Origin of the sequence: Arthrobacter sp. PAMC25564 (assembly GCF_004798705.1) — a bacterium.
In the GTDB taxonomy this organism is placed as follows: Bacteria; Actinomycetota; Actinomycetes; order Actinomycetales; family Micrococcaceae; genus Arthrobacter.
In genome coordinates, this window is record NZ_CP039290.1 from 4,101,913 (window position 1) to 4,124,910 (window position 22,998).

Annotated in this window: 21 protein-coding genes and 1 riboswitch; of the genes, 4 read left to right on the forward strand and 17 right to left on the reverse strand. The window is 67.1% G+C overall.

The annotated features are described in order from the left end of the window. Positions 1-15: 15 nt before the first annotated feature. The 6 genes from E5206_RS18865 to E5206_RS18890 all read right to left on the reverse strand — a co-directional run bounded on the left by E5206_RS18865 (position 16) and on the right by E5206_RS18890 (position 5,685). On the reverse strand, positions 16-990 hold the full coding sequence (locus E5206_RS18865; protein WP_136323832.1) for a ribonuclease HI family protein: 975 nt from the start codon (positions 988-990) through the stop codon (positions 16-18). Positions 991-1,082: 92 nt separating this feature from the next. Beyond that, positions 1,083-2,717 carry a chaperonin GroEL gene (gene groL, locus E5206_RS18870; protein WP_136323833.1) on the reverse strand — a complete coding sequence of 545 codons (1,635 nt, stop codon included), beginning with the start codon at positions 2,715-2,717 and terminating at the stop codon, positions 1,083-1,085. 338 nt (positions 2,718-3,055) lie between these two features. Continuing rightward, entirely contained in the window at positions 3,056-4,279 is a 1,224-nt protein-coding gene (locus E5206_RS18875; RefSeq protein ID WP_240689851.1) for an ABC transporter substrate-binding protein, read from the reverse strand. Between the two features lie 50 nt (positions 4,280-4,329). Further along, on the reverse strand, positions 4,330-4,533 hold the full coding sequence (locus E5206_RS18880) for a cold-shock protein (protein ID WP_136323835.1): 204 nt from the start codon (positions 4,531-4,533) through the stop codon (positions 4,330-4,332). Between the two features lie 159 nt (positions 4,534-4,692). After that, positions 4,693-5,361: a LytR C-terminal domain-containing protein gene (locus tag E5206_RS18885; protein ID WP_346763460.1), complete on the reverse strand. Its 669-nt coding sequence runs from the start codon at positions 5,359-5,361 to the stop codon at positions 4,693-4,695. 39 nt (positions 5,362-5,400) lie between these two features. Further along, positions 5,401-5,685, reverse strand: coding sequence for a DUF3263 domain-containing protein (locus E5206_RS18890; RefSeq protein WP_205760074.1), 285 nt, complete (start codon positions 5,683-5,685; stop codon positions 5,401-5,403). Between the two features lie 224 nt (positions 5,686-5,909). On the opposite strand from E5206_RS18890, the gene E5206_RS18895 reads away from it, so the two are divergent. Beyond that, positions 5,910-6,614, forward strand: coding sequence for a uracil-DNA glycosylase (locus tag E5206_RS18895; protein ID WP_136324234.1), 705 nt, complete (start codon positions 5,910-5,912; stop codon positions 6,612-6,614). A 65-nt stretch (positions 6,615-6,679) separates the two neighbouring features. Beyond that, positions 6,680-7,519, forward strand: coding sequence for a siderophore-interacting protein (locus E5206_RS18900; RefSeq protein ID WP_136323836.1), 840 nt, complete (start codon positions 6,680-6,682; stop codon positions 7,517-7,519). Positions 7,520-7,581: 62 nt separating this feature from the next. Here the strand turns inward: E5206_RS18900 and E5206_RS18905 are convergent, their stop codons facing one another. Continuing rightward, entirely contained in the window at positions 7,582-9,078 is a 1,497-nt protein-coding gene (locus tag E5206_RS18905; RefSeq protein ID WP_136323837.1) for a threonine/serine exporter family protein, read from the reverse strand. Positions 9,079-9,109: 31 nt separating this feature from the next. Then, the gene (locus tag E5206_RS18910; RefSeq protein ID WP_136323838.1) at positions 9,110-10,183 is read right to left on the reverse strand and encodes a peptidoglycan bridge formation glycyltransferase FemA/FemB family protein; all 1,074 of its coding nucleotides are present in this window, start codon (positions 10,181-10,183) and stop codon (positions 9,110-9,112) included. A 115-nt stretch (positions 10,184-10,298) separates the two neighbouring features. Here E5206_RS18910 and E5206_RS18915 point away from each other — a divergent pair, with 115 nt between their 5' ends. Next, entirely contained in the window at positions 10,299-10,853 is a 555-nt protein-coding gene (locus E5206_RS18915; RefSeq protein ID WP_136323839.1) for a TspO/MBR family protein, read from the forward strand. 4 nt (positions 10,854-10,857) lie between these two features. Here the strand turns inward: E5206_RS18915 and E5206_RS18920 are convergent, their stop codons facing one another. The 6 genes from E5206_RS18920 to E5206_RS18945 form a co-directional block, all read right to left on the reverse strand. Continuing rightward, positions 10,858-12,255 (reverse strand): L-serine ammonia-lyase, encoded by a 1,398-nt coding sequence (locus E5206_RS18920; protein WP_136321142.1) that lies wholly within the window; start codon positions 12,253-12,255, stop codon positions 10,858-10,860. A 237-nt stretch (positions 12,256-12,492) separates the two neighbouring features. Continuing rightward, a complete protein-coding gene (gene glyA, locus E5206_RS18925) occupies positions 12,493-13,815 on the reverse strand; it encodes a serine hydroxymethyltransferase (RefSeq protein ID WP_136323840.1) in 1,323 nt (440 codons plus the stop codon). Further along, positions 13,812-14,195, reverse strand: coding sequence for a glycine cleavage system protein GcvH (gene gcvH / locus E5206_RS18930; RefSeq protein WP_136323841.1), 384 nt, complete (start codon positions 14,193-14,195; stop codon positions 13,812-13,814). Before gcvH ends, glyA begins: the two co-directional genes overlap by 4 nt. Before the next feature lie 286 nt (positions 14,196-14,481). Further along, a complete protein-coding gene (gcvT, locus tag E5206_RS18935) occupies positions 14,482-15,594 on the reverse strand; it encodes a glycine cleavage system aminomethyltransferase GcvT (protein ID WP_136323842.1) in 1,113 nt (370 codons plus the stop codon). A gap of 12 nt (positions 15,595-15,606) precedes the next feature. Further along, complete coding sequence (gene gcvP / locus E5206_RS18940) at positions 15,607-18,504, reverse strand: aminomethyl-transferring glycine dehydrogenase (protein WP_205759969.1); 2,898 nt, start codon at positions 18,502-18,504, stop codon at positions 15,607-15,609. A gap of 158 nt (positions 18,505-18,662) precedes the next feature. Continuing rightward, a riboswitch (glycine riboswitch) is annotated at positions 18,663-18,763 on the reverse strand. 140 nt (positions 18,764-18,903) lie between these two features. Further along, a complete protein-coding gene (locus tag E5206_RS18945) occupies positions 18,904-19,443 on the reverse strand; it encodes a TetR/AcrR family transcriptional regulator (protein ID WP_136323844.1) in 540 nt (179 codons plus the stop codon). Between the two features lie 68 nt (positions 19,444-19,511). Here E5206_RS18945 and E5206_RS18950 point away from each other — a divergent pair, with 68 nt between their 5' ends. After that, on the forward strand, positions 19,512-21,140 hold the full coding sequence (locus tag E5206_RS18950; RefSeq protein ID WP_136323845.1) for an MFS transporter: 1,629 nt from the start codon (positions 19,512-19,514) through the stop codon (positions 21,138-21,140). A gap of 62 nt (positions 21,141-21,202) precedes the next feature. On the opposite strand, the gene E5206_RS18955 is transcribed toward E5206_RS18950, so the two are convergent. From E5206_RS18955 to E5206_RS18965, 3 genes are all read right to left on the reverse strand, one after another. Beyond that, the gene (locus tag E5206_RS18955; protein ID WP_136323846.1) at positions 21,203-21,682 is read right to left on the reverse strand and encodes a DNA starvation/stationary phase protection protein; all 480 of its coding nucleotides are present in this window, start codon (positions 21,680-21,682) and stop codon (positions 21,203-21,205) included. 200 nt (positions 21,683-21,882) lie between these two features. Continuing rightward, positions 21,883-22,392, reverse strand: a complete 510-nt coding sequence (locus E5206_RS18960; RefSeq protein ID WP_136324235.1) for a hypothetical protein — start codon at positions 22,390-22,392, stop codon at positions 21,883-21,885. 257 nt (positions 22,393-22,649) lie between these two features. Then, positions 22,650-22,955, reverse strand: coding sequence for a DUF4193 domain-containing protein (locus E5206_RS18965; RefSeq protein WP_136323847.1), 306 nt, complete (start codon positions 22,953-22,955; stop codon positions 22,650-22,652). Positions 22,956-22,998: the final 43 nt, after the last annotated feature.

Here is a 22,998-nt window from a genome sequence, read left to right on the forward strand (position 1 = left end):
GGCCCTGTGCCGCGCTCAGACCTCGGGCGTGCCCTGGTGGAAGCGGAGGCGCCATTGAGTGCCGTCACGGACCCATAGGGAGCTGCGCAGTGCCGTGCCCGCGCGGGCGTAGCTGCGGTACGTCAGGAGCACAGTGCTCTCACCCAGCCGTTCCGCACCCAGCAGTTCGAATTCCGTCGGGCCGTCCGGGTCATCCTGCAGCGCCATCATCAGGGCATCCCGCGTCCAGATCCGGCCTGAGCTGCCGATCTCCGTGAAGTCGGGGTGCAGCAGCACTCCGGTGCGCCCCATATCCGCCCGGGTTTCCGGACGGAGGAGCTCACGCTCCAAGGACTCGACGATGGCCTCGGGGCTGGCATCGGTGCCGGGTGCCGGTGTGGTGTCCTCTGCGAGCTCGCTGAAGAGATCCGGTTCACCGAACAGATCCGGCTGGCCGAGCGGTGGCGCTGCGGGAGCCGCCGTCGGCACTGCCGGCACTGCCGGCACCGCAGGCGCAGCACCTTCGGGAGCCGTTCCGGCCGGCGTCGGACCGAAGCCAGGGCCCTGACGCACGGCAACACCCTGCTGGTAAGCCGTGGCAGCCGCCCTGGCGCGGTCGTCGGCTGCCTCGTTAAGGTCGTGCCCCGCGTGGCCGCGCACCCATTCGAAGGTGTACTTGCGGCCGGCAAGGGCCTGGTCGATCTCCTTGAGCAGCTCCACATTCAGCACCGGTTTGCCGTCGGCCTTGCGCCAGCCCTTGCGCTTCCAGCCCGGCATCCACTTGGTCACGGAGTTGATGACGTATTGGCTGTCGCAGAGGATGTGTAATTCCTCGCCGGGACGGTGCGCCGTGGACCGGAACAGGTCCAGGACCGCCATCAGCTCGCCTTGGTTGTTGGTGCCATGGGGCCAGCCGCCGGCCCGCCAGCAGTCGTCATTCACGTACCACGCCCATCCAGCCGGGCCGGGATTTCCTAAAGCCGAACCATCGGCCGCTGCTGTAATCGTCACTGGTCCATCCTGCCAGACGCCGACGGCGGCCCCACCCGAAGGTGGGACCGCCGTCGTCGATCTGCATGTCCTGGTGGCTTGGGGCCGGGTGGTTAGAAACCGCCCATGCCGCCCATGCCGCCCATGTCGTCGCCGCCCATGGCCGGGGAGTTCTTCTCCGGCTTGTCGGCCACAACGGCCTCGGTGGTGAGGAACAGGCCGGCGATGGAAGCCGCGTTCTGCAGGGCAGAGCGGGTGACCTTGACCGGGTCGTTGATGCCGGCAGCCAGCAGGTCCACGTACTCGCCGGTTGCTGCGTTCAGGCCGTGGCCTGCAGGCAGTCCGCGGACCTTGTCGACCACAACGCCCGGCTCGAGGCCGGCGTTGAAGGCGATCTGCTTGAGCGGCGCGTCGATGGCAACGCGGACGATGTTCGCCCCGGTTGCCTCGTCGCCGGAGAGCTGCAGGTTCGCGAATGCCTTGGCACCGGCCTGGATCAGGGCAACGCCACCGCCGGCGACGATGCCCTCTTCCACAGCAGCCTTCGCGTTGCGGACAGCGTCCTCAATGCGGTGCTTGCGTTCCTTGAGCTCAACTTCGGTTGCGGCACCGGCCTTGATGACTGCAACGCCGCCGGCCAGCTTGGCCAGGCGCTCCTGCAGCTTCTCGCGGTCGTAATCCGAATCGGAGTTTTCGATCTCGGCGCGGATCTGGGACACGCGGCCGGCGATCTGGTCAGCGTCGCCAGCACCCTCGACGATTGTGGTCTCGTCCTTGGTCACGGTGACCTTGCGGGCCTTGCCCAGGAGTTCGAGGCCGGCGGTCTCAAGCTTGAGGCCGACTTCCTCGGCGATGACCTGGCCACCGGTGAGGATGGCGATGTCGGCGAGCTGGGCCTTACGGCGGTCACCGAAGCCCGGAGCCTTGACGGCGACGGACTTGAAGGTGCCGCGGATCTTGTTGACGATCAGGGTGGCCAGGGCCTCGCCCTCGATGTCCTCGGCAATGATCAGCAGCGGCTTGCCGGACTGCATGACCTTTTCGAGGATCGCAACCAGGTCCTTGACGCTGGAGATCTTGGAGTTGACGATCAGGATGTACGGATCCTCAAGGACCGTTTCCTGGCGCTCGGCGTCGGTGACGAAGTAAGCGGAGATGTAACCCTTGTCGAAGCGCATGCCCTCGGTGAGCTCAAGCTCGAGGCCGAAGGTGTTGGACTCCTCGACGGTGATGACGCCTTCCTTGCCGACCTTATCCAGGGCTTCGGCAATCAGGGCGCCAATCTCGTTGTCACCGGCGGAGATGGAGGCCGTAGCGGCGATCTCTTCCTTGGTTTCAATTTCCTTCGCGGAAGCCAGGAGCTCACGGGTGACGGCTTCAACCGCCTTCTCGATGCCGCGCTTCAGGGACAGCGGGTCGGCGCCGGCCGCGACGTTGCGCAGGCCTTCCTTGACCAGGGCCTGTGCAAGCACGGTGGCGGTGGTGGTGCCGTCGCCGGCGACGTCATCCGTCTTCTTGGCAACTTCCTTGACCAGCTCGGCGCCGATCTTCTCGAAAGGATCGTCCAGCTCGATCTCCTTGGCGATGGAAACACCATCGTTGGTGATCGTGGGGGCGCCCCACTTCTTTTCGAGGACGACGTTGCGTCCACGCGGGCCGAGGGTGACCTTGACGGCGTCGGCGAGGATGTTCAGGCCCCGCTCAAGACCGCGGCGTGCCTCTTCATCAAATGCAATGATCTTGGCCATAACGGCAGTAGTCCTTTCGGGACAGACGTTAAGAATGAACCTACGCTGCGGTGCCCGCGACGGACGATCCTTGCCCGGCGGCCTCTGTATGCCGCCGGGCCGGGATCTCACCCCAGCCAGGTATTTCTTTCGCTCCCAGACCGGCTGCGCCACTTCGCGACCGGGCGGACCGGGCGTTGTTTTAGCAGTCAATACTCGGGAGTGCTAAATCAATAATTAGCACTCCCCCGGGGAGAGTGCAAGCAGCGGAGACACGCGACACCGCCGTTGCGGCTCTGTATCGGCGGCGTTTCGGCACTGTACCGGCACAGTGCTTCATCGCAATACGCTACGAGCGATCAGCCGCCGGTGCTGCTGGCCGTTTCGCTGCCGCTCATCGTGGCCTTGTTGTCCGCCCCGTAGCTGTAGACCATGTAGTTGGCCGCGGTGACGTCGCCGTTGGCATCGAAGTTGATCCGGCCGGACTCGCCATCATAGTCGGGTCGCTTGCCCGCACGGATCGCATCGGCGCATTCCTGGTAGCTGTGGCAGGCCGTGGACTCGCCCGAGACCTGCGTGCCGCCGGCTGCCATTCCGCCGGACACGGCCACCAGGTTAGCGGCGATGGATGTGCCGGCGTCGTCCTGGGCCGCGGCGGCTGCGACGGCGGCCAGGATGACGGCGTCGTAGGTCTCCGCGGCGAAGGTCATGTCTTTCAGGCCCGGATCGACGGCCACCAGCTTTGACTGGAAGTCCACTGTGGGAAAGACGCCGGGCAGGATTCCCCGGGCGCCGTCGAGAGCCCGGGAGCCGAGGCCGGACCCGTACTGGTTGACGGCGCCGTCGCTGAGGATCAGCTTCTTGCCAGCCTGGCCAACGTTGTTCAGTTCGGCAATGGCGCCCTGGGCGCCGTCGCGGGCAATCAGGATGACATCATCGGGTGCCGCGGCCCTGGCCGCTACGGCGGCCTGCTGGGCCTGGCCGGGTTTGAACTCCGCGTCGGCTACCGGATCCAGCCCGGCCTGCCGGGCTGCCGTGGTAACGGCCGCGGAGACGTCCTTGCCGTAGCTGCCCTCTTCGTGGACAACGGCGACGGTCCTGGCGCCATTGTCCTTCGCGAGCTTGACGAGGACGGGGGCCTGGGCGGTGTCGGCGGCCGCGGTGCGGAAGTAGTAGCCGCCGCTCTTGTACCTGCTGAGCCCGTTGGCCGAGTTCGCGGGGGAAATGACCGCCACCTTGGCATTGGAAAGAACATCAATCGCGCCGGGGGCACGGCTGGAGTCTGTCGGGCCGATGACGACGTCGGCCCTGGCCGCCACAAGTGACTTCGCCTGGGCTGCCGAGTCCTGGCTGACCGTCTCGGGCAGCAACTCCACGGGCTTGCCCTTGTGGCCGCCCGCAGCATTGATTTCCTTGATGGCGAGCCGTGCCGCAGCCAATTGGGGCGCGTTCAGGAAGTCTTGCCGCCCTGTGTTGTCCAGGATCAGGCCGATCCGCAGCGTTCCGTCGCCACTCGCACGAGCCGTGGTCACGCGGGCGCTGCCCGACGGCCCCGCACACCCTGTCATGGCAGCAACAGTCATGACGGCAACAGTCATGACAGCACCGGCGCCGACCGCTCCGGGGACAGCCACTAGGCGGGCCGGACGCTTTCGGCCTGCGGGCCCTTCTCGCCCTCGCCGACCTCAAGCTCGACCCGCTGGCCCTCGTCGAGGGCGCGGTAGCCTTCCCCGAGGATCGCGGACCAGTGCACGAAGACATCGTCCCCCGAACCGTCCACGGTGATGAAGCCGTAGCCCTTTTCGGCGTTGAACCATTTGACGGTTCCCAGTGCCATGATGTCCACACTTTCAGTTAGCTGGCGGACGGCCCACCACGATGTGCGCCGCAGAATGCGAAACGAAGTCCGCAGATACAGTACCTAAAGCATCGCGCACGGGGGCGGCATGCGGGCCGGGTCGGCGGCGAATAGTTATGCAGGCGTCACCGGATCGGGCTACTGGAAGCCTGGCCCCAGCACGACGACGAGCGGGACCTTGAATTCGGCGGACTGCACCATGGTCGGGATGCCAAGGAGCGCGCTCAGGGCCTCGGCGTTGCCCTGCTGCGCTGCGCCGCTGTAGAAGATGACGGAGGTGGACTGCCGTGTGCCGGGCCAGTTGCCCAGGGTGCCGAGTGTCCAGCCCGCTGTCGAGACGGTGCCGCCCACCCGGCTGGCAAGCCCGGCCGTGGTTGTCCCGTTGTAGATGGTCACCGGCTGGCTCTTGTCCACGGCGGGGACGGCCGTCGTCGGCGTACCCTGGGCGGACGCCGGGACCGACGGCGCCTCGCTGGGTGACGCACTCGGAGCCGCGCTGGAGGGCGCCGGGCTTGAGTCCGTGGGTGACGGAGCTGCGGAGGCGCCGGCCTGCCCGGCCGTCAGGGCCGAGGTTGCCCCGGCAGAGGCGAATCCGAGCTTCGGCAGGATCAGGAACGCCACGAGTCCGATGGCCAGGGCTGCGAAACCGGCTGCCAGGATGGCACCCAGGCTGCGGCGCCGGGATAGCGAGACTGCCCGATGGACACCTTGCCGCGTGGAGGTCTCCGGGACCCGGTCAAATTCATCCCGAGCGTATTTGGTCATGGTGAAAGCGACGTCCTTGCTGATTTCTTCCGAAGTTGCCATGGCCGTTTGCGGCAGGAATCTGCGCGTTCGGCCGTGGTTTTACGCGTCTGAACCCAAACGGCGAGCAGTGCGCGCACGTTGGCGTGACGTACGTAGTCTACGCAATCTCTTCACCAACATCGGATCGTGGGCCAGCGCATCCTCGGTATCGATGAGCGCATTGAGGATCTGGTAGTAGTGCGTGGCGGACAGGTCGAAGAGCTCCCGGATGGCCTGTTCCTTGGCTCCGGCGTACTTCCACCATTGCCGTTCCAACGCCAGCATCTGCTGCTCCCGGGCGCTCAGCGGCGACTCCTTGGGGGACCCGTCCAGACCGGTATCCACGCCGGTAGCTTCCGACGTCGGCAGGTGATTTTGCGCTGTTTCGGCCACGTCACACTCCTTGGCTGGTCTGATAAAAACTCGGTCTCCATGTTACGGGCCCGCTAAGACAGTTGCCATTCGGGCGGCCTGCGAGAATGGACCCTGTGTTTGCTTCCGACGCCTTTGAGTCCGATGCCTTGTTCCCGCTGGAGCCGCCGGCGGCCGAATCCCATGGCTTCGCTGAGATGGCCCTTATGCCCCTGGCCGCGCTCGTCGCCCCCGATTGGGCGGAGGCATTGGCTCCGGTGGAGGGGCAGTTGCGCATTGTCCTGGGCTTCCTCGCCGCCGAGGTTGCCGGGGGCCACACGGTGCTGCCGTCGCCGTCGAACGTGCTGCGGGCTTTCCGCCAGCCGCTGCCGGCGGTCCGCGTCCTGATCGTGGGCCAGGACCCGTACCCGACGCCGGGCCACGCCGTCGGGCTGTCCTTTGCGGTGGACGGCGCGACCCGCCCGATCCCGCGCAGCCTCGCCAATATCTACAAGGAGCTCGAGGACGATCTCGGCCTTCCGCCGCGCCTCCACGGGGACCTGAGCCACTGGGCGGACCAGGGGGTCCTGCTGTTGAACAGGGTCCTCAGCGTCCGGGCCGGGGCTGCGGCCTCGCACCGCAATAAGGGCTGGGAGGCCATTACGGCGGCTGCCATCGGCGCCGTCGCAAACCGCAGCACAGAGGCGGGCCGTCCGGTCCCCCTCGTGGCGATCCTGTGGGGGAAGGACGCCGGAGCCGCCCGGCCGCTGCTGGGCTCCGCGGCGGTGATCGCCAGCGCGCACCCCAGCCCGCTCTCGGCAGCGCGGGGCTTCTTCGGCTCCCGGCCCTTCAGCCGGGCCAACGCCCTGCTCCGGGACCAGGGCGACGGAGCGGTTGACTGGGAACTGCCGCCGCTTCCGTAGCCGGCGCCACCGCGCTGGCTTCACAGTCCGGCTTCCGCCCGGGGTTCTTGGTTAGGCTTAGCTCCATGACCTCAGCCCCCGCCGCCACCACAGCCAACCGCAACTCGCGCCCCCAGACAGACCTGACGGTCCTGCGGCGCGAGCAGCTCTCCCCGCATATGGTCCGGATCGTCGCCGGCGGCCCGGGCTTCGCGGGCTACGTCAACAACGGCTTCGTGGACCGGTACGTCAAGATTGTGTTCCCGCAGCCGGGCATCGAGTACCCGGAGCCGCTGGATCTCTGGGCCATTCGCGAAACCATGCCCCGCGCGCAGTGGCCGCACACCCGGACCTATACGGTCCGCTGGGTCGATCTGGCGGCCGGGGAGCTGGCCATCGACTTCGTGATCCACGGCGACGAAGGACTCGCGGGCCCTTGGGCGGCCGCCGCCGGGCCCGGCGACAGGATGACCTTCACCGGCCCGGGCGGCGGCTACAACCCCGACCCGACGGCTGACTGGCACCTCTTCGCCGGCGACGAATCCGCGCTGCCGGCCATCGGAGCGGCGATCGAGTCCTTGCCGCAGGACGCCCGCGGCCTCGCCTTCCTGGAGGTGGACGGCGACGCCGACCTGCAGCCGATTGAGGCCCCCGCCGGCGTCGAACTCGTCTGGCTCATGCGCGGCGGTGTTCCCGCCGGTTCCAGCGAACTGCTTGTCAACGCCGTGCGCGATGCGGTCTGGCCCGAGGGCCGGGTGCACGTCTTCGCCCATGGCGAGCGCGGCTACATGAAGAGCCTGCGCGACGTACTGTATGTCCAGCGTGGCCTGGCGCGCGGGCAGGTCTCGCTGTCCGGTTACTGGGCCAAGGGGCGGGTGGAAGACGACTTCCAGGCGGAGAAGAAGCTGCCCATCGGCAAGATCTGAGAGCAAGGGCCAAGCGGAAAGACCAAGATCAAACCGCTCCGGGCCGACGGCGGGTGACGGCGCTAGCGGCGCCGCGCCCGCCGTCGCTCGTTGCTCGCCAGGCTCCGGGTGAGGGGCCGCGCCAGGGTGTCGCCGAGCACAATGCCGGCTGCGACGCCGAGCACGATCGCCCCGGCGTTGAGCATCCCGCCGGCTCCGATCAGGATCTCGGATTCCTCGATGGTCAATACATACATTGACCGGAATATGGTGAGTCCCGGCAACAGGATCAGCGCGGCCGGGACGGCCACCACGAGCTGTGGTGCACCCATCCGAAGCGCCACCACCCGGGCCAGCAGTCCGATCACGACGGCGGCCAGGGCGGGGGCGAACCGGGCGCCGATGCCGAGGGCGTCTCCCCCGATCAGGACCAGATAGCCCACGACGCCGACGGCCGCCGTCGGCAGCAGCAGGGGCCAGCTGGTCTGCTCGGTGATACCGATCATCAGCACTGCGACCGCGATCATGATGATGATTGCCCACAAGGGATACGCGGGCGGGAATGTTTCGGTGACATCGATTTGCTGCATTCCGGTCATGTCGCCGACCACGAAGGCGACGGCGATGCCGGCCACGAGCGCACCGAAGGTCAGCATGGTGGACAGGAACCGGCCGGCCGCGGTGACGGGGAAGCCGTTGATGGCGTCCTGCACCGAGGACACCAGGCGTCCGGTCGGGAGCAGCAGGAGGATGCCGCCGACCACCACGATGGCCGGGGCGATCTGGATCCCCAGCGGGCCACCGAACCGCCACAGCAGCAGGGCGATGAAGGTGACCAGGAAGGAACAGCTCGCCGTGACGAAGAAGTCCGGCATACGCCAGCGCGCCAGCTGACGCGCCACCAGGCTGACCAGCAGGTTGGACAGGAACGCGATCACCGAAGCGCCGGGGCCGCCGCCGAGCACACCGACGAAGACGGCGGAGAAGACCCCGAACGCCACCGTGACCATCCAGCGCGGGAACGGCTTGGCGCTGCGGGTGATTTCCTCGAGGCGGCGCACGGCTTCCTCGCGGCCCACCCCGCCGGCCACGATGTCGGTGACCAGCTGGTGCACCTTCGCCAGGCCGGCGTAGTTGTTGGTCCAGGACCGCACCACGCGCAGCAGCGAGATGGGGGTCTGCTCCTTGGGTGCATAGTTGATGGCCACCGACTGGTTGGTGATGTCCACCTCGATGTTCTTCAGTCCCAGGGCTGCGGTGATGGCGATGATGCTGGTCTCGACTTCAAGGGCTCCGGCGCCGTACCGGAACATGGACTCGGCCAGGTGCAATGCGAAGTCGATGGTCTTGCGGGCCGATGTGTCCACTCCCCCGACCTGGATCATCGGGTTGGCGTAGGGGCTGCCGGCCAGCCGGTCCACGATGCTCATAGGGGCCGTCGGCGGGTTCTCGCCCTGGACGAGCCTGCGCAGCATGCGCCTGGCGGCAGCGTTCTGGCGCACCTGCGTCGGTGACATCGGCTCGGTCCGGGGCACTCCGTCGGTATACGGCCGGCGGCGGCCGTCGGGTTGTTTGGTCATTCCGGCCTCCTCAATTTCCGTTTCAGCCGGTCTAGTAGAACTGCTGGCCCGTGCGGCGGGTGTAGAGCTGCCGGGCCACGCGCTCCCCCGCGGCCATCCAGGCCTTGTATTTCAGCGGGCTCAGCACCTGGTCGTAGCAGCCGACGAAGTCGGTGACGGTCTTGCTGAAGCTTGTCTTGAACAGGCCCAGCCCGTGGAACGGGTTGGAGGTGTCCTTGAGCTGGTCGCTTGGCGGGGTGCCGCAGAAGTCGTACTCGGTGCAGCCCAATTCCTTGAGCTGGTTGATGGCGGTCCACTGGACCAGGTGTGAGTCGCCGTACTGGCTGCGTTTCTGCAGCGAGCCGCCATCCTTGTAAGTTGCCTTGCGGCCATAATTGATCACGAAGGCGCCCACGGAGGGAACGCCGTCCTCATAGACGAAGAGCAGCCGGCCCTGGCCCCTGTTGATAAAATTGGTCCAGAACTGCCGGTAGTATCCGTACTCGCGCACCCGGACCTGGGACTTGGCCTCCACGGTGGTGGTCATCAGCCCGTACATGGAGCGGAAGTTCTCTTCGGTGGGTTCGGCGTTGTGGACTTCCACGCCTTCGCGGATGGCCCGGCGCACGGCGTTCCGGCCTCGGGAATGCAGGTTGCGCAGCAGCTGGTTTTCCTGCGGGGAAATATCCAGCAGTGCGGTGGAGTCATTGGGCTGCAGATTGTGGGTCTTGACCAGGCCGGCGCCTTCTAGGACCCGCTTCGCCTCGTCGGAGAGGATGATGTCCGGCTCGATCTTGATCGCGAAGACGCCGAGCCTGGCGCGCTTGACGAATTCGGCATTGGCTGCGGCGATGCCGGGGATGTCTTCGACGGAGGCCACATCCGGCCCCTTGATCAGGTACCAGAGCTTGCCCAGCAGGGGGAAGGACTTTTCCAGGATCAGGTTGTAGCTTGCGTAATCGGCCGTCTCATAGACCAGATGAAGGGGCTTCCAGCCGAAGTGCCGTTTGACCTCGGCAAATGCCTCGGACTGCAGCAGGTTCCCGCCGTTGGGGTTCGCGGTGATGTGGGAGTCCCAGTCGGCGATTTCTTCGGCGGAGGCAAAACGGGCGGTGAATTCACGCAAGTGTGCGGCATCCAATCATTGCGGTACGAACTTCGGCGGCATGGTGACATGCAGCCCCAAGTCTATCCGCCATGGTCCGGCTCCGGCTCCCGGGGCAGGGGGATAGGCTGGCATCATGCAGGCCAACCAACAGCCCCCTTCCGCCGACTCCGGGACACAGCCGCGGGGCATCGGAGGGCGCGGTACCGGGTCCCAGGTGCTGGCCTTCCTGGTGTTTCTCGGGGCCTCGGCCCTCGTGGCGGGTATGGGCAGCCTGGCCACGTTCAACAACGTCAACGGCTGGTACGCGGGTGCGGATAAGGCGCCGTGGTCACCGCCCAACTGGGTGTTCGGGCCTGTCTGGACGGTGCTCTACATCGCGATGGCAGTGGCCGCGTGGCTCGTCTGGCGCCGCCGGGCCGAAAAATCAGGCGTCGCCCTGGCCGTCTATGCCGTGCAGCTGGTGCTGAACCTGCTGTGGACCCCTTCGTTCTTCGGCCTGTACCCGGTGCTCGGAACCCCGGCGCTGTGGATCGCCTTCGCCATCATCGTCGCCCTGGCCGTGGCCGTCGCCGTGACGGTGATGTATTTCGGGCCGATCAGCCGGGCGGCCGGGTTGCTGATGCTGCCTTACCTGTCCTGGATCGTGTTCGCGTCATCCCTCAACCTGTGGGCCGCGCTCAACAACTGATGGCCTAGCATTCGACGACGTTGACGGCGAGGCCGCCCATGGCGGTTTCCTTGTATTTGGAGGACATGTCCTTGCCGGTTTCGCGCATGGTCACGATCACCTCGTCCAGGGAGACCCGGTGGGTGCCGTCGCCCCAGAGCGCCATTTTGGCGGCGTTGATGGCCTTCGCGGCGGCGATCGCGTTGCGTTCGATGCAGGGGATCTGCACGAGCCCGCCGATCGGGTCGCAGGTCAGGCCCAGGTTGTGTTCCATCGCGATTTCCGCGGCGTTTTCCACCTGCGCGGGGGTGCCGCCCATGACCTCGGCCAGGCCCGCGGCCGCCATCGAGGACGCCGAACCGACCTCGCCCTGGCAGCCGACCTCGGCGCCCGAAATGGACGCCTGTTCCTTGTAGAGCACCCCGACGGCGGCGGCGGTCAGCAGGAACCTGACCACAACGTCGTCGCGGTCCCCCTGGCTGGCCTGGTCCATGCCGGGCGCGAAATGCAGCGCGTAGTACAGGACGGCCGGGATGATGCCGGCCGCGCCGTTGGTCGGGGCGGTGACCACCCGGCCGCCGGAGGCGTTTTCCTCGTTCACGGCCAGGGCGATCAGGTTCACCCATTCCTGCCAGTACTTCGGGTCCCGGTCCTTGTCCTCTTTCATCAGCCGTTCGTGCCAGTCAGGGGCACGACGGCGGACCTTCAGCCCGCCGGGCAGCAAACCTTCGCGTTTGAGGCTGACCTGCACGCAGCCTTCCATGACGGAGTAGATGTGCAGCAGGCCTTCACGGATCTCGGCCTCGGTCCGGGAGGCGCGTTCGTTCACGAGCATGACCTGCCCGATGGACAGGCCCGTGGAGGCGCAGTGCTCCAGGAGTTCCGCCGCGGTCCGGAAGGGCAGCGGCAGGCCCTGTTTGGAGGCGTCGAGTTCCTTCAGCGCCGCGTCCTCTTCGCCCTCGCGGACGATGAAGCCGCCGCCGACGGAGAAGAACGTCGCCGTATGCAGGACCTGCCCGCCGGCGTCCGAGACGGTGAACGTCATCCCGTTGGTATGCCGCGGCAGGATCGTCAGCGGCCGCAGGACCATGTCCTTCACCCCGTACGGCAGGGCTAGGGCACCGGCCAGCTGCAGGGTCCCGGTCCCGGCGATCGCGGCGAGGCGGTCCTCGACCTCCTCCGGGAGGATCTTTTCGGGATGGAAACCCTCCAGGCCCAGCAGGATCGCCGTCATGGTCCCGTGGCCATGGCCCGTTGCCGCGAGGGAACCGTAGAGGTCAACCCGCAGCGACGCCACCTTCTCCAGCACCCCGGAGGCCCTGAGTTCCTCGGCGAACACCGCAGCAGCCCGCATCGGGCCCACCGTGTGTGAACTGGAGGGCCCTATTCCGATGGAAAAAAGATCAAAGACGCCAACAGCCATAGCCGGGTTCCTTACTGGATAGGTGTGCGGACGGAGCGGTGGGTGAGCTGCCCTCGAGGGGCCGGCGGGGCCGGGCTTTTCGAAAGCGTGCGTCTAAGCCAGGGCCCGCACCGTCCGGGTTCCCTGGCCGAGCTTGCGAGGTTAGGGAGACGGTGGGGAGGACGAGCGGGCACGCGTGAAAAGTCCGGTCCGCCGGCGCCGGAGCCGACCCAAAAAGAGATCAGTCCCGGGATGACATCAGCCGAGGTTGGCAACCGAGGGGTAGAGCGGGTGGGCGGCGGCGAGGGCCTGCACCCGGGTGCGCAGGCCGGAGAGGTCCGCGCCGGCGTCGGCGATCAGGGCCTCGGCGATGATGTCCGCGACCTCGGCGAAGGCAGCCTCGCCGAAGCCGCGGGTGGCCAGGGCCGGGGTGCCGATCCGCAGGCCCGAGGTGACCATCGGCGGGCGCGGGTCGAAGGGCACGGCGTTGCGGTTCACGGTGATGTCAATCGCGGCCAGACGGTCCTCGGCTTCCTGCCCGTTGAGCTCGCAGTCGCGCAGGTCCACCAGGACCAGGTGGACGTCGGTGCCGCCGGAGACCACGGAGATCCCCTTCGCGGTGACGTCGTCCCGGACCAGGCGGCCGGCCAGGATCCTCGCACCGGCCAGCACGCGTTCCTGGCGTTCCTTGAACTCCGCCGAGGCCGCGATCTGGAAGGCCACCGCCTTGCCGGCGATGACGTGCTCCAGCGGCCCGCCCTGCTGGCCCGGGAACACCGCGGAGTTGATCTTCTTCGCGATGTCCGCGTCGTTGCTCAGGATGATCCCGCCGCGCGGACCGGCGAGGGTCTTGTGCGTCGTGGAGGTCGTGACGTGCGCGTGCGGCACCGGGGACGGGTGCAGCCCGGCGGCCACCAGGCCGGCGAAGTGCGCCATGTCCACCATCAGGTACGCGCCCACCAGATCGGCGATCCGGCGGAACTCCGCGAAGTCCAGCTGCCGGGCGTACGCGGACCAGCCGGCCACGATCAGCTTGGGCTGGTGCTCGTGCGCCAGGCGCTCCACCTCGGCCATGTCAATCCGGTGGTCATCCTCGCGGACCTGGTACGGGACCACGGTGTAGAGCCTGCCGGAGAAGTTGATCTTCATCCCGTGCGTCAGGTGCCCGCCGTGGGCCAGGTTCAGGCCCATGATCGTGTCCCCGGGCTTGATCAGCGCGTGCATCACCGAGGCGTTGGCCTGCGCGCCGGAGTGCGGCTGCACGTTCGCGAACCCGGCGCCGAACAGGGCCTTGACCCGGTCAATGGCGAGCTGCTCGATCACGTCCACGTGCTCGCAGCCGCCGTAGTACCGCTTGCCCGGGTACCCCTCGGCATACTTGTTCGTCAGCACCGAACCCTGCGCCTGCATCACAGCCACCGCGGTGTGGTTCTCCGAGGCGATCATCTCCAGCCCGTCACGCTGGCGGCCCAGCTCCGCATCAATCCGGGACGCGATCTCCGGATCCAGGACCGACAGGTCCGCATCCAGGGACCGGGAAACCACCTGCTCAAAAACAGTGCTGGTGCCTGCCGCGCTCACAGCTCGCCGCCGTTGGCTGCAGCGTACTCTTCAGCGGACAGCAGCGGGCCTTCGGACTCGACGGTGACCTTGAACAGCCAGCCCGCACCGTACGGATCGGAATTGATCAGGGCCGGATCGCTGACGACGCCGTCATTGACCTCGGTGACCTCGCCCGTGACCGGGGCATACAGATCCGAAACGGACTTGGTGGACTCGATCTCACCACAGGTCTCGCCAGCGGTCACCGTGGCACCGACCTCGGGCAGGTCCACATACACGATGTCGCCCAAAGCCTCCGCGGCCACAGCCGAAATACCGATCCCCACCGTCCCGGACCCATCAGCGGCAACCCACTCATGCTCGGCGGAGTATTTCAGTTCAGCAGCTACCTTGCTCATATGTTTTTCCTTAGCGTTTGAAAAGTCGTGGGGTAAATCAATTGTGGCTGGGTTACAGAACGATCGTGGCCGGGTTGGGCGGCGGGACATCCCCAGCACCTTCGGCTTTCGAAGCCGCCGGTTCCCGTTGGTCGGGATCTCTTCAGTTCCCCGAAAGGCGAGTCGTCCTCGAGGGGCCTGCCGGCCGCGGTTTTCGAAAGCGTGCGTCTAAGCGAGGAACGAGCGAGCACGCGTGAAAACTGCGGCCTGCCGGTCCCGGAGTCGGGGACCGGTGACAGCAGCTGAGCTACTTTTGGCGCTTGTAGAACGGCAGGGCGATGACTTCGAAGGGTTCTGCCTTGCCGCGGAGGTCGATGTCCAGGGCGGTGCCCGGCTCGGTGAAGGCGACGTCGACGTAGGCCATCGCGACCGGGTAGCCGAGGGTGGGTGAGGGCTGGCCGGAGGTCACCTCGCCGACGACGTTGCCGTCCTTGAGGACCGGGTAGTGGCCGCGGCCGGCCCGGCGTCCCAGGCCCTTGAGGCCCACCAGCTTGCGCTTGGAACCGGCTTCCTTGGCTGCTTCCAGCGCGGAGCGGCCCACGAAGTCGCCTTCCTTGCTCTTGAGCGCCACAACCGGGCCCAGGCCGGCGTCGAACGGTGACCGCTCAAGCGAAAGCTCGTTGCCGTACAGCGGCATACCGGCTTCGAGCCGGAGCGAGTCGCGGGAGGCGAGGCCGCACGGGATGATGCCGAACTCGGCCCCTGCTTCGGCGACCTTTGCCCACAGGTCAGCGGCGCCGTCGTTCGGTACAAAGAGCTCGAAGCCGTCCTCGCCGGTGTAACCGGTGCGGGCCAGGATGACGTCGTGGCCGGCCACGGTGAGCTCGTTGAACGCGTAGTACTTCAGCTCGGTGATCAGCGCGTGCTGGGCCTCATCGGTGAGCTTGAGCAAGATGGCCTCGGCCTTGGGACCCTGCACGGCGATCAGCGAGGTCGCCGCGGAGGCGTCCTCCACCGTCACGTCGAAGTTCGCTGCGCGCTCGGCCAGGGCAGCTGCGACGACCTTGGCGTTGCCGGCGTTGGGGACCACCAGGTACTTCTCGTCACCGAAACGGTAGCTGATGAGGTCATCGATGATGCCGCCGTCTTCGTTGCAGATCAGCGAGTATTTGGCCTTTCCATCCGCGATCGCGGAGAGTTTCCCGACCAGGGCGTAGTCCAGGAACGCGCCGGCTTCGGGGCCGGTGACCCAGACCTCGCCCATGTGGGAGAGGTCGAACAAGCCTGCGGACTTGCGGACGGCGTGGTGCTCGGCCAGCTCGGAGCTGTACTTCAGCGGCATCTGCCAGCCACCGAAGTCGGTGAAGGAGGCCCCGAGTTTCTTGTGCTCTTCGTAGAGAGCCGTGTAGTTCTCAGTCATTTCTGGCTGTCCTTAGTTCGCGGCGTCGTCGGAGTGGTCCTCGAAGTCTTCGAGGGGCGGGCAGGAGCAGATCAGGTGGCGGTCCCCGGCGGCGCCGTCGATCCGGCCCACGGGCGGGAAGTACTTGTCCTGCTTGAGGTGGTGGACCGGGAAGACGGCCTGCTCGCGGGAGTAGTCACGGCTCCACTCGGAGGACACGACGGCGGCCGCGGTGTGTGGTGCGTTGCGCAGCGGGCTGTCCTCGACGGTGAAGTCACCGTTGGCGACCTGGTCGATTTCGGCGCGGATGGTGATCATCGCGTCGATGAAGCGGTCGATCTCGGCCAGGTCCTCGGACTCGGTGGGCTCCACCATCAGGGTCCCGGCCACCGGGAATGCCAGGGTGGGGGCGTGGAAGCCGTAGTCGATGAGGCGCTTGGCCACGTCCTCGGCCGTGACCCCGGTCCTCGCGGTCAGTTCGCGCAGGTCCAGGATGCACTCGTGCGCCACGAGTCCGCCCTCACCGGTGTACAGGACCGGGAAGTACTCGTTCAACCGGGCCGCGATGTAGTTGGCCGCCAGGAGCGCGGACTTGGTGGCCTCGGTCAGGCCTTCAGCGCCCATGAGCTTCACGTACGCCCAGGAGATCGGCAGGACACCGGCGGAGCCGAAACGGGAGGCGCTGATGGCCACGCCGTGGCCTGCCTCGTGCGCTGCCTTGTTCGCGTCACCGGGCATAAACGGTGCCAGGTGGGCCTTGGCCGCGACCGGGCCGACGCCGGGTCCGCCGCCGCCGTGCGGGATGCAGAAGGTCTTGTGCAGGTTCAGGTGCGAGACGTCGCCGCCGAACTGGCCCGGCTGGGCCAGGCCCACGAGCGCGTTGAGGTTGGCGCCGTCCACGTAGACCTGGCCGCCGGCGGCATGCACCGCGTCGCAGACCTCCCGGACGTCGGCGTCGTAGACCCCGTGGGTGGACGGGTAGGTGATCATGATGGCGGCCAACGCGTCCTTGTGCAGCTCAATCTTGGCCGTGAGGTCGGCGTGGTCGATGGTGCCGTCCGAGGACGTCGCGACCACAACGACCTTCATGCCGGCCAGGACCGCGGACGCGGCGTTGGTGCCGTGCGCGGAGGCCGGGATCAGGCAGATGTTGCGCTGGGCCTCGCCGCGGGAGTGGTGGTAGCCGCGGATGGCCAGCAGGCCCGCGAGCTCGCCCTGGGAACCGGCGTTCGGCTGGATGGAGACCTGGTCGTAGCCGGTGATCTCGGTCAGCTGGGCTTCGAGGTCCTCGATCAGCTCACGCCAGCCGGCGGTCTGGGAGTCCGGGGCGAACGGATGGATGGAGGCGAACTCCGGCCAGGAAATCGCTTCCATCTCCGCGGTGGCATTCAGCTTCATCGTGCACGAACCCAGCGGAATCATGGTGCGGTCCAGCGCCAGGTCACGGTCCGAAAGCCGGCGGATATAACGCAGCAGCTGGGTCTCGGAGCGGTGCGTGTTGAACACCGGGTGCTGCAGGTACTCGGAGGTACGTTCGACGGAGGCTTCCAGGCCGAATCCTTCGGGGCTACCGGGTGCAGTGTCCGCGACGCTGGCGCCGAAGGCGGCGACGACGTCGGCGACGATAGCCGCCGTCGTGGCTTCATCGGTGGAGATGCCGATGGTGTCCGCGTCAATGGCGCGCAGGTTGATGCCCTTGGCCTCGGCGGCGGCGATGACCCGGGCGGCCTTGCCCGGGACGGACACGGTGACGGTGTCGAAGAAGGACGTGTGCAGCACGTGAAGGCCCGCGGCCTTCAGCGAGGCGGCGACCGTCCTGGCGTGGCCGTGGGTGGTCTCGGCGATGGCCTTCAGGCCATCCGGGCCGTGGTAGACCGCGTAGAACGAGGACACGATGGCCAGCAGCGCCTGCGCGGTGCAGATGTTGGACGTGGCCTTCTCGCGGCGGATGTGCTGCTCACGGGTCTGCAGGGCCAGGCGGTACGCGGGCATCCCGGCGTTGTCCTTGGACACGCCGACCAGGCGGCCCGGCATGGACCGCTCCAGGCCCTTCGCCACCGCCATGTAGGCCGCGTGCGGGCCGCCGAAGAACAACGGGACACCGAAACGCTGGGAGGAACCGACGGCGATGTCGGCGCCCTGCTCACCCGGAGGCGTGATCAGGGTCAGGGCGAGCAGGTCGGCGGCGACCGTGACGAGCGCACCGCGTTCCTTGGCCTCCGCGATCACGCCGGAGTGGTCAAACACCCGGCCGGACACGCCGGGCTGCTGCAGGACAATGCCGTTGATGACGCCCTCCGGCAGGCCCTGGGACAGGTCCGCGACCTCAACCTCGAAGCCCAGGGCCTCGGCGCGGCCCTTGACGATCGCGATGGTCTGCGGGAGGCAGTCGGCGTCCAGGACGGTCTTGCCGTCGTGGGCTTCCTTGTTCTTGTTGGCGCGGCGCATCATCAGCACGGCCTCGGCCACGGCGGTTGCTTCATCCAGCAGGGACGCGTTCGCGATCGGCAGGCCCACCAGGTCCTGGACCATGGTCTGGAAGTTCAGCAGCGCCTCGAGCCGGCCCTGCGAGATCTCCGGCTGGTACGGGGTGTAGGCGGTGTACCAGGCCGGGGCCTCCAGGATGTTCCGGCGGATCACCGCAGGCGTGACCGTGTCGTAGTAGCCCTGGCCGATCATCTGCACGGCCGTCTTGTTCCTGGACGCAATCCTGCGCAGCTCCGCAAGGACCTCGACCTCGCTGAGGGCTTCGGGGAGAGCCAGCGGCGAGTCCTGCCGGATGTCCTTCGGAACGGCGGTGTCCACCAGCGCATCGACGGTGTCGTAGCCGACGGCCTTCAGCATGGCGTCGACGTCAGACTGGCGGCGCGCGCCAATATGCCGGTCAACGAAGGACGTGGAGGCTGGGGTAACAGTCACAAGGAACTCCATAACTAGGTGAGCGCAGGGTACGCCACATTGATTCGGGTTCCTCCCCGCTCTGTATTGGACCTGAGAGTTTCCGCGCAGCCGTGCTTTCGCAGGGCGCCGCTTGCACCGTCGGTGAGCAAGGCATGCCAGAGGACATGCCTGCTACTTTCCAGAGTTGCCTTGCCGCGGCGGTACGTGGGCCTGAGAGATTCCTGGGGAGGATTTGCTCCTACGGCGCCTGCTTGCACCCACACTTGCAGGACTCTCCCGCCGCAGATCAAAGGCATATTCAGTTGCCGTGACAACAGTCACAGGCTCCATTGTCCTACGCTCCGCCCGCGTCCGCAAACTGGAGACAGGCGCCGGCCGCCGGGTTACGCCGGGGGCGGCATCGGACAGATGGAACCCTTTCACCGCGGCTCAGCCGCGCAACCGTTCGACGGCGGCCAGCAGGCTTTCGACGTCGCCGCGCACCTCGGGCAGCGGCCCGCCGGGGCCTCGGGCGAGCATGGCGTTGAAGTACAGCCCGTCACCCATATAGAGGACAGCCTTGGCCATGCCGGGGCCGACGTCGGCTGCCAGCAGTTCCAGCCAGCGGGCCTGGACGGCGGCGAAGCGGTGCAGGGTCTCCTCGTGGGCGACTTCCGCCAACCGGGTGGCAGCCACGAAGACCCGGTCCAGTGGGGTGTCCGCCCAGACGGAGGACTTGATGAAGTATGCCCCGGCACCTTCCGGCGCGGCCGCCATGGCATCGAGATCCTCGGCGAGGAGGCGGTCCAACCGCTCGAGCAGCACGCCGATCATGGCCTCTTTGTTCGGGAAATGGTAGAGCAGTCCGCCCTTGGAGACGCCGGCCAGCCGTGCGACGGCGTCCAGCGTCGCGGCCCGCTCACCCTCTTCGATCAGGAGGGATTCAAAGGCATCAAGGACGGCTTCGCGGGCGACGGGTTTTCTGGCCATGTTTCCTATCATGCCCGGTGCCGGGACCTGTTTCTTAACTATACCGTCTGGACGGTATAGTTATTATCATGAGCACCACATCCTTCACCCCGGCTGGTGGCGGCAACACCGGCACCCTCATTCCCGCTGGCCCCCGCACACTGTGGCGCGACTGGCTGGCCCTCGCCGTGCTGATGTCTCCGGTCCTGCTTGTGGCGGTGGACAACACAGCGCTGACCTTCGCGCTGCCCGCCATCGCCCGCGGCCTCGACGCCTCCGGCGTCCAGCTGCTCTGGATCGTCGACGCCTATCCACTCGTCCTGGCCGGGCTGCTCGTGGCGATGGGGAGCCTGGGCGACAGGATCGGCCGCCGCAGACTGCTATTTATCGGCAGCACCGGCTTCGCCGCGGTTTCGGCGGCCACCGCCTTCGCTCCCAGCGCAGAATGGCTGATCGCCGGCCGTGCAGGGCTGGGATTCTTCGGCGCCATGCTGATGCCATCCACCCTCTCCCTGATCCGCAATATCTTCCCGGAGCCCAACCGACGCCGGCTGGCCGTGGCCATCTGGGCGGCAGGCTTCTCCGGCGGCGCCGCCCTCGGCCCGATCCTCGGCGGGTGGCTCGTGGAGCACCTCTGGTGGGGTGCCGTGCTGCTGGTGGCGGTGCCGATCATCCTGCCGCTGCTGGTTCTCGGCCCGGCACTGATCCCGGAATCACGCGACCCGGATCCTGGCCGGGTGGACCTTCCCAGCATCGTCCTGTCCCTGCTGGTGATGGTTCCCGTGGTGTACGGCATCAAGATCCTGGCCACCCACGGCCTGGCCGCGGAGCCCCTCGCCGCCATTGGCTTCGGCCTGCTCATGGGTTACATCTTCATCCGGCGACAGCGGGCCCTGTTGCACAGATTCAAGGAGCAGGGGCACCAGGTGCCCGGAGGCCGGACGTCGCCACTGCTGGATGTCAGCCTCTTCGGCAACAAGGTCTTCAGCACCGCGATTACCGCCAATGTCCTGGCCTTGTTCTCCTACAACGGCTTCATCCTGTTCCTGGCCCAGCACCTGCAACTACTGGAGGGCCAGTCCCCCTCCGAGTCCGGTGTCGCCATGGTCCCGGCGCTCATTGCCACTGTCGTGGCGGGCCTGCTGGTGGTGCCGCTGGTGCGCCGGGTCCGGCCCGGCTTCGTGGTGGCCGGCGGGTTGCTGCTGGGCGCGGCGGGCTACTTCCTGGTGGCCTTCGGCGACCACAGCCACGGGCCGGGGCTCCTGCTGGCTGCCCTGCTGATCCTCTGCCTCGGTGTCGGCGCCGCGGAAACCATCTCCAACGACCTGATTCTGGCCGCGGCCCCGGCGGAGAAATCCGGGGCGGCCGCCGCGATTTCCGAGACGGGCTACGAGGTGGGCTCCCTGCTGGGCACGGCGGTTCTCGGCTCCATCCTGACCGCTTCCTACCAGCGCAACCTCCAGCTTCCCGCCGGCCTGGGAGAGCTGGCGCCGGAGCAGGCAACCGGGCACGCGACCGCGCAGGCAGGCGAGACGCTCGCGGGTGCCGTGAAGCTGGCCCAAACCCTGCCGTCTCCCCTGGCAGACGCCATGACGGTCGCGGCCCGTGCCGCCTTCGAATCAGGCGTCCATGTCACGGCCGCCATCGCGCTGGTCCTCATGGCGGGGGCCGCCGTCCTCGCCGCCGTCGTCCTCCGCAAGGTGCCCACGGCACGTTAAGCAGCGTCCGACGCCGGGTGGAACCCGGCGTCGGACGCCCAACTGCCCTCGAGGTAGCGGTGCTACTTGCTGTCGGGGGTGGTGACGCTGGCCGAGGCCTTCATGGTCTCCGCGTTTACCAGCCAGGCGAACTGCTCCAGCTTGGCGATGAAGGCGTGCAGCAGGTCCGCCGTGGTGGGATCCTCTTCGTCCACCTCGTCGTGGACCTTGCGCATCGTGCCGACGGCCGCCTCAAGGGCTGCGACGATCCGCTCGATGGCGTCCTTGGTGGTGATCAGGCCTGCCGGGAATTCGGCAAGGGAGGTGGACTTGGCGACCGTCGCACTGCGGCCGTCCGGCAGCGCGTGGAGGGCACGCATGCGCTCTGCCATGTCGTCCGCGAAGGTACGTGCCGCGTCGATGATCTCGTCCAGCTGCAGGTGAAGGTCCCGGAAGTTCGTGCCTACGATGTTCCAGTGCGCCTGCTTGCCCTGGATGTGAAGTTCAATCAGGTCCGCGAGAACTGCCTGCAGGTTGTTCGTCAGAGTCGGTGATGCTTTCATGAATCCTCCTGGGTAGGTCCGATACCCCAGACGCTACCCCAGCGGACAACCGGCGTGCGACGGTCCCGGTGGAATTTCTCCGTCAGCTTACTAAGTAGCCTTACTTGTGTTCCCGGGAAGGTTCAGGCGGTGCGGTTTCAGGACGACGCGCCGCTGGCAGGACCGCCGTCGTCCGCCCTGCCAGAAACCCGGCGCCGGCGTCACCAGAAGTGCGCGACGTCGATCACGAGCCGTGACCCTGCACCGGGGCCGGCCAGGGTAAACACCCGGAACGGCAGCCGTGCCCGGACCCCGAGTCCGAGGCTGGCGTACCCCTCGAAGCTGCCCGCCCATGCCACCTGCCGGAAAGTCTGGTAACCGGCCACGTTGCTCAGTTCGTTCTTGTCCACGGGGTTGTAGGTGGGCTTGCCGCTGTCGTCGTACGCGGGAGCATTGACCGTGAACTGGAGGAACGCCTGGCCCCGCAACGGGACCGGGAGCCCGGAACCGTCCTGCACCACTTGGGGGACGTAGCGGACGGTGTAACCTGCCGCCGCTCCATTGAGGTCGACGACAAGCCGGTCGAAACAGTAGTGCTGGCCAGTGCGGACGTTAGTCACCTTCGCCTGGCTCATGGCGGGATCCGTCTTGGCCAGTGAGCCCCACACCAGTCCGCAGTATGAGTCCGCGACGGCCGGCCCCGGCGCCAGGAGCCCCAGGCCCACGGCCATCAACACGGCGGCGAGCCACACGTGGATCTTGTTAAACCGGATCTTCCTCACTTGGATCTCCTCCAAACGGGCCATCCCCTGAAGCGACCAGACAGTCTAAGCCTAGGAGTGCGGGCGCCTGCTGGCGAGGGCTGCGCCGGGTTCGGCGCCCAACCGTTAGGAACGGCGAAGCGCCGGCACCCTTGCGGGCCCGGCGCTTCGCGCTTCCTTGCTGTGACGCGCGCAACGCCGTGAAGCTGGAACACGCGGGAGGATTCCTAGCCTTCGCAGTCGCGGCAGTACTTCATGCCGTTCTTTTCACGGGCGACCTGGGACCGGTGACGGACCAGGAAGCAGGAGGAGCAGGTGAATTCATCGGACTGCTCGGGAACGACAACGACGGTCAGTTCTTCGCCGGACAGGTCCGCACCCGGAAGGTCGATGCCTTCGGCCGTGTCGTTCTCGTCGACGTCGATAACAGCCGTCTGGGCACCGCCGCCACGGGAAGCCTGAAGCGCCTCCAGCGATTCGGCGGGAGATTCTTCTTCTGATTTGTTGCGTGGGGCGTCGTAATCGGTAGCCATTTCGGGGGTTCACTTTCGTTGCTGCGCAGCGCCATTTCAGGCA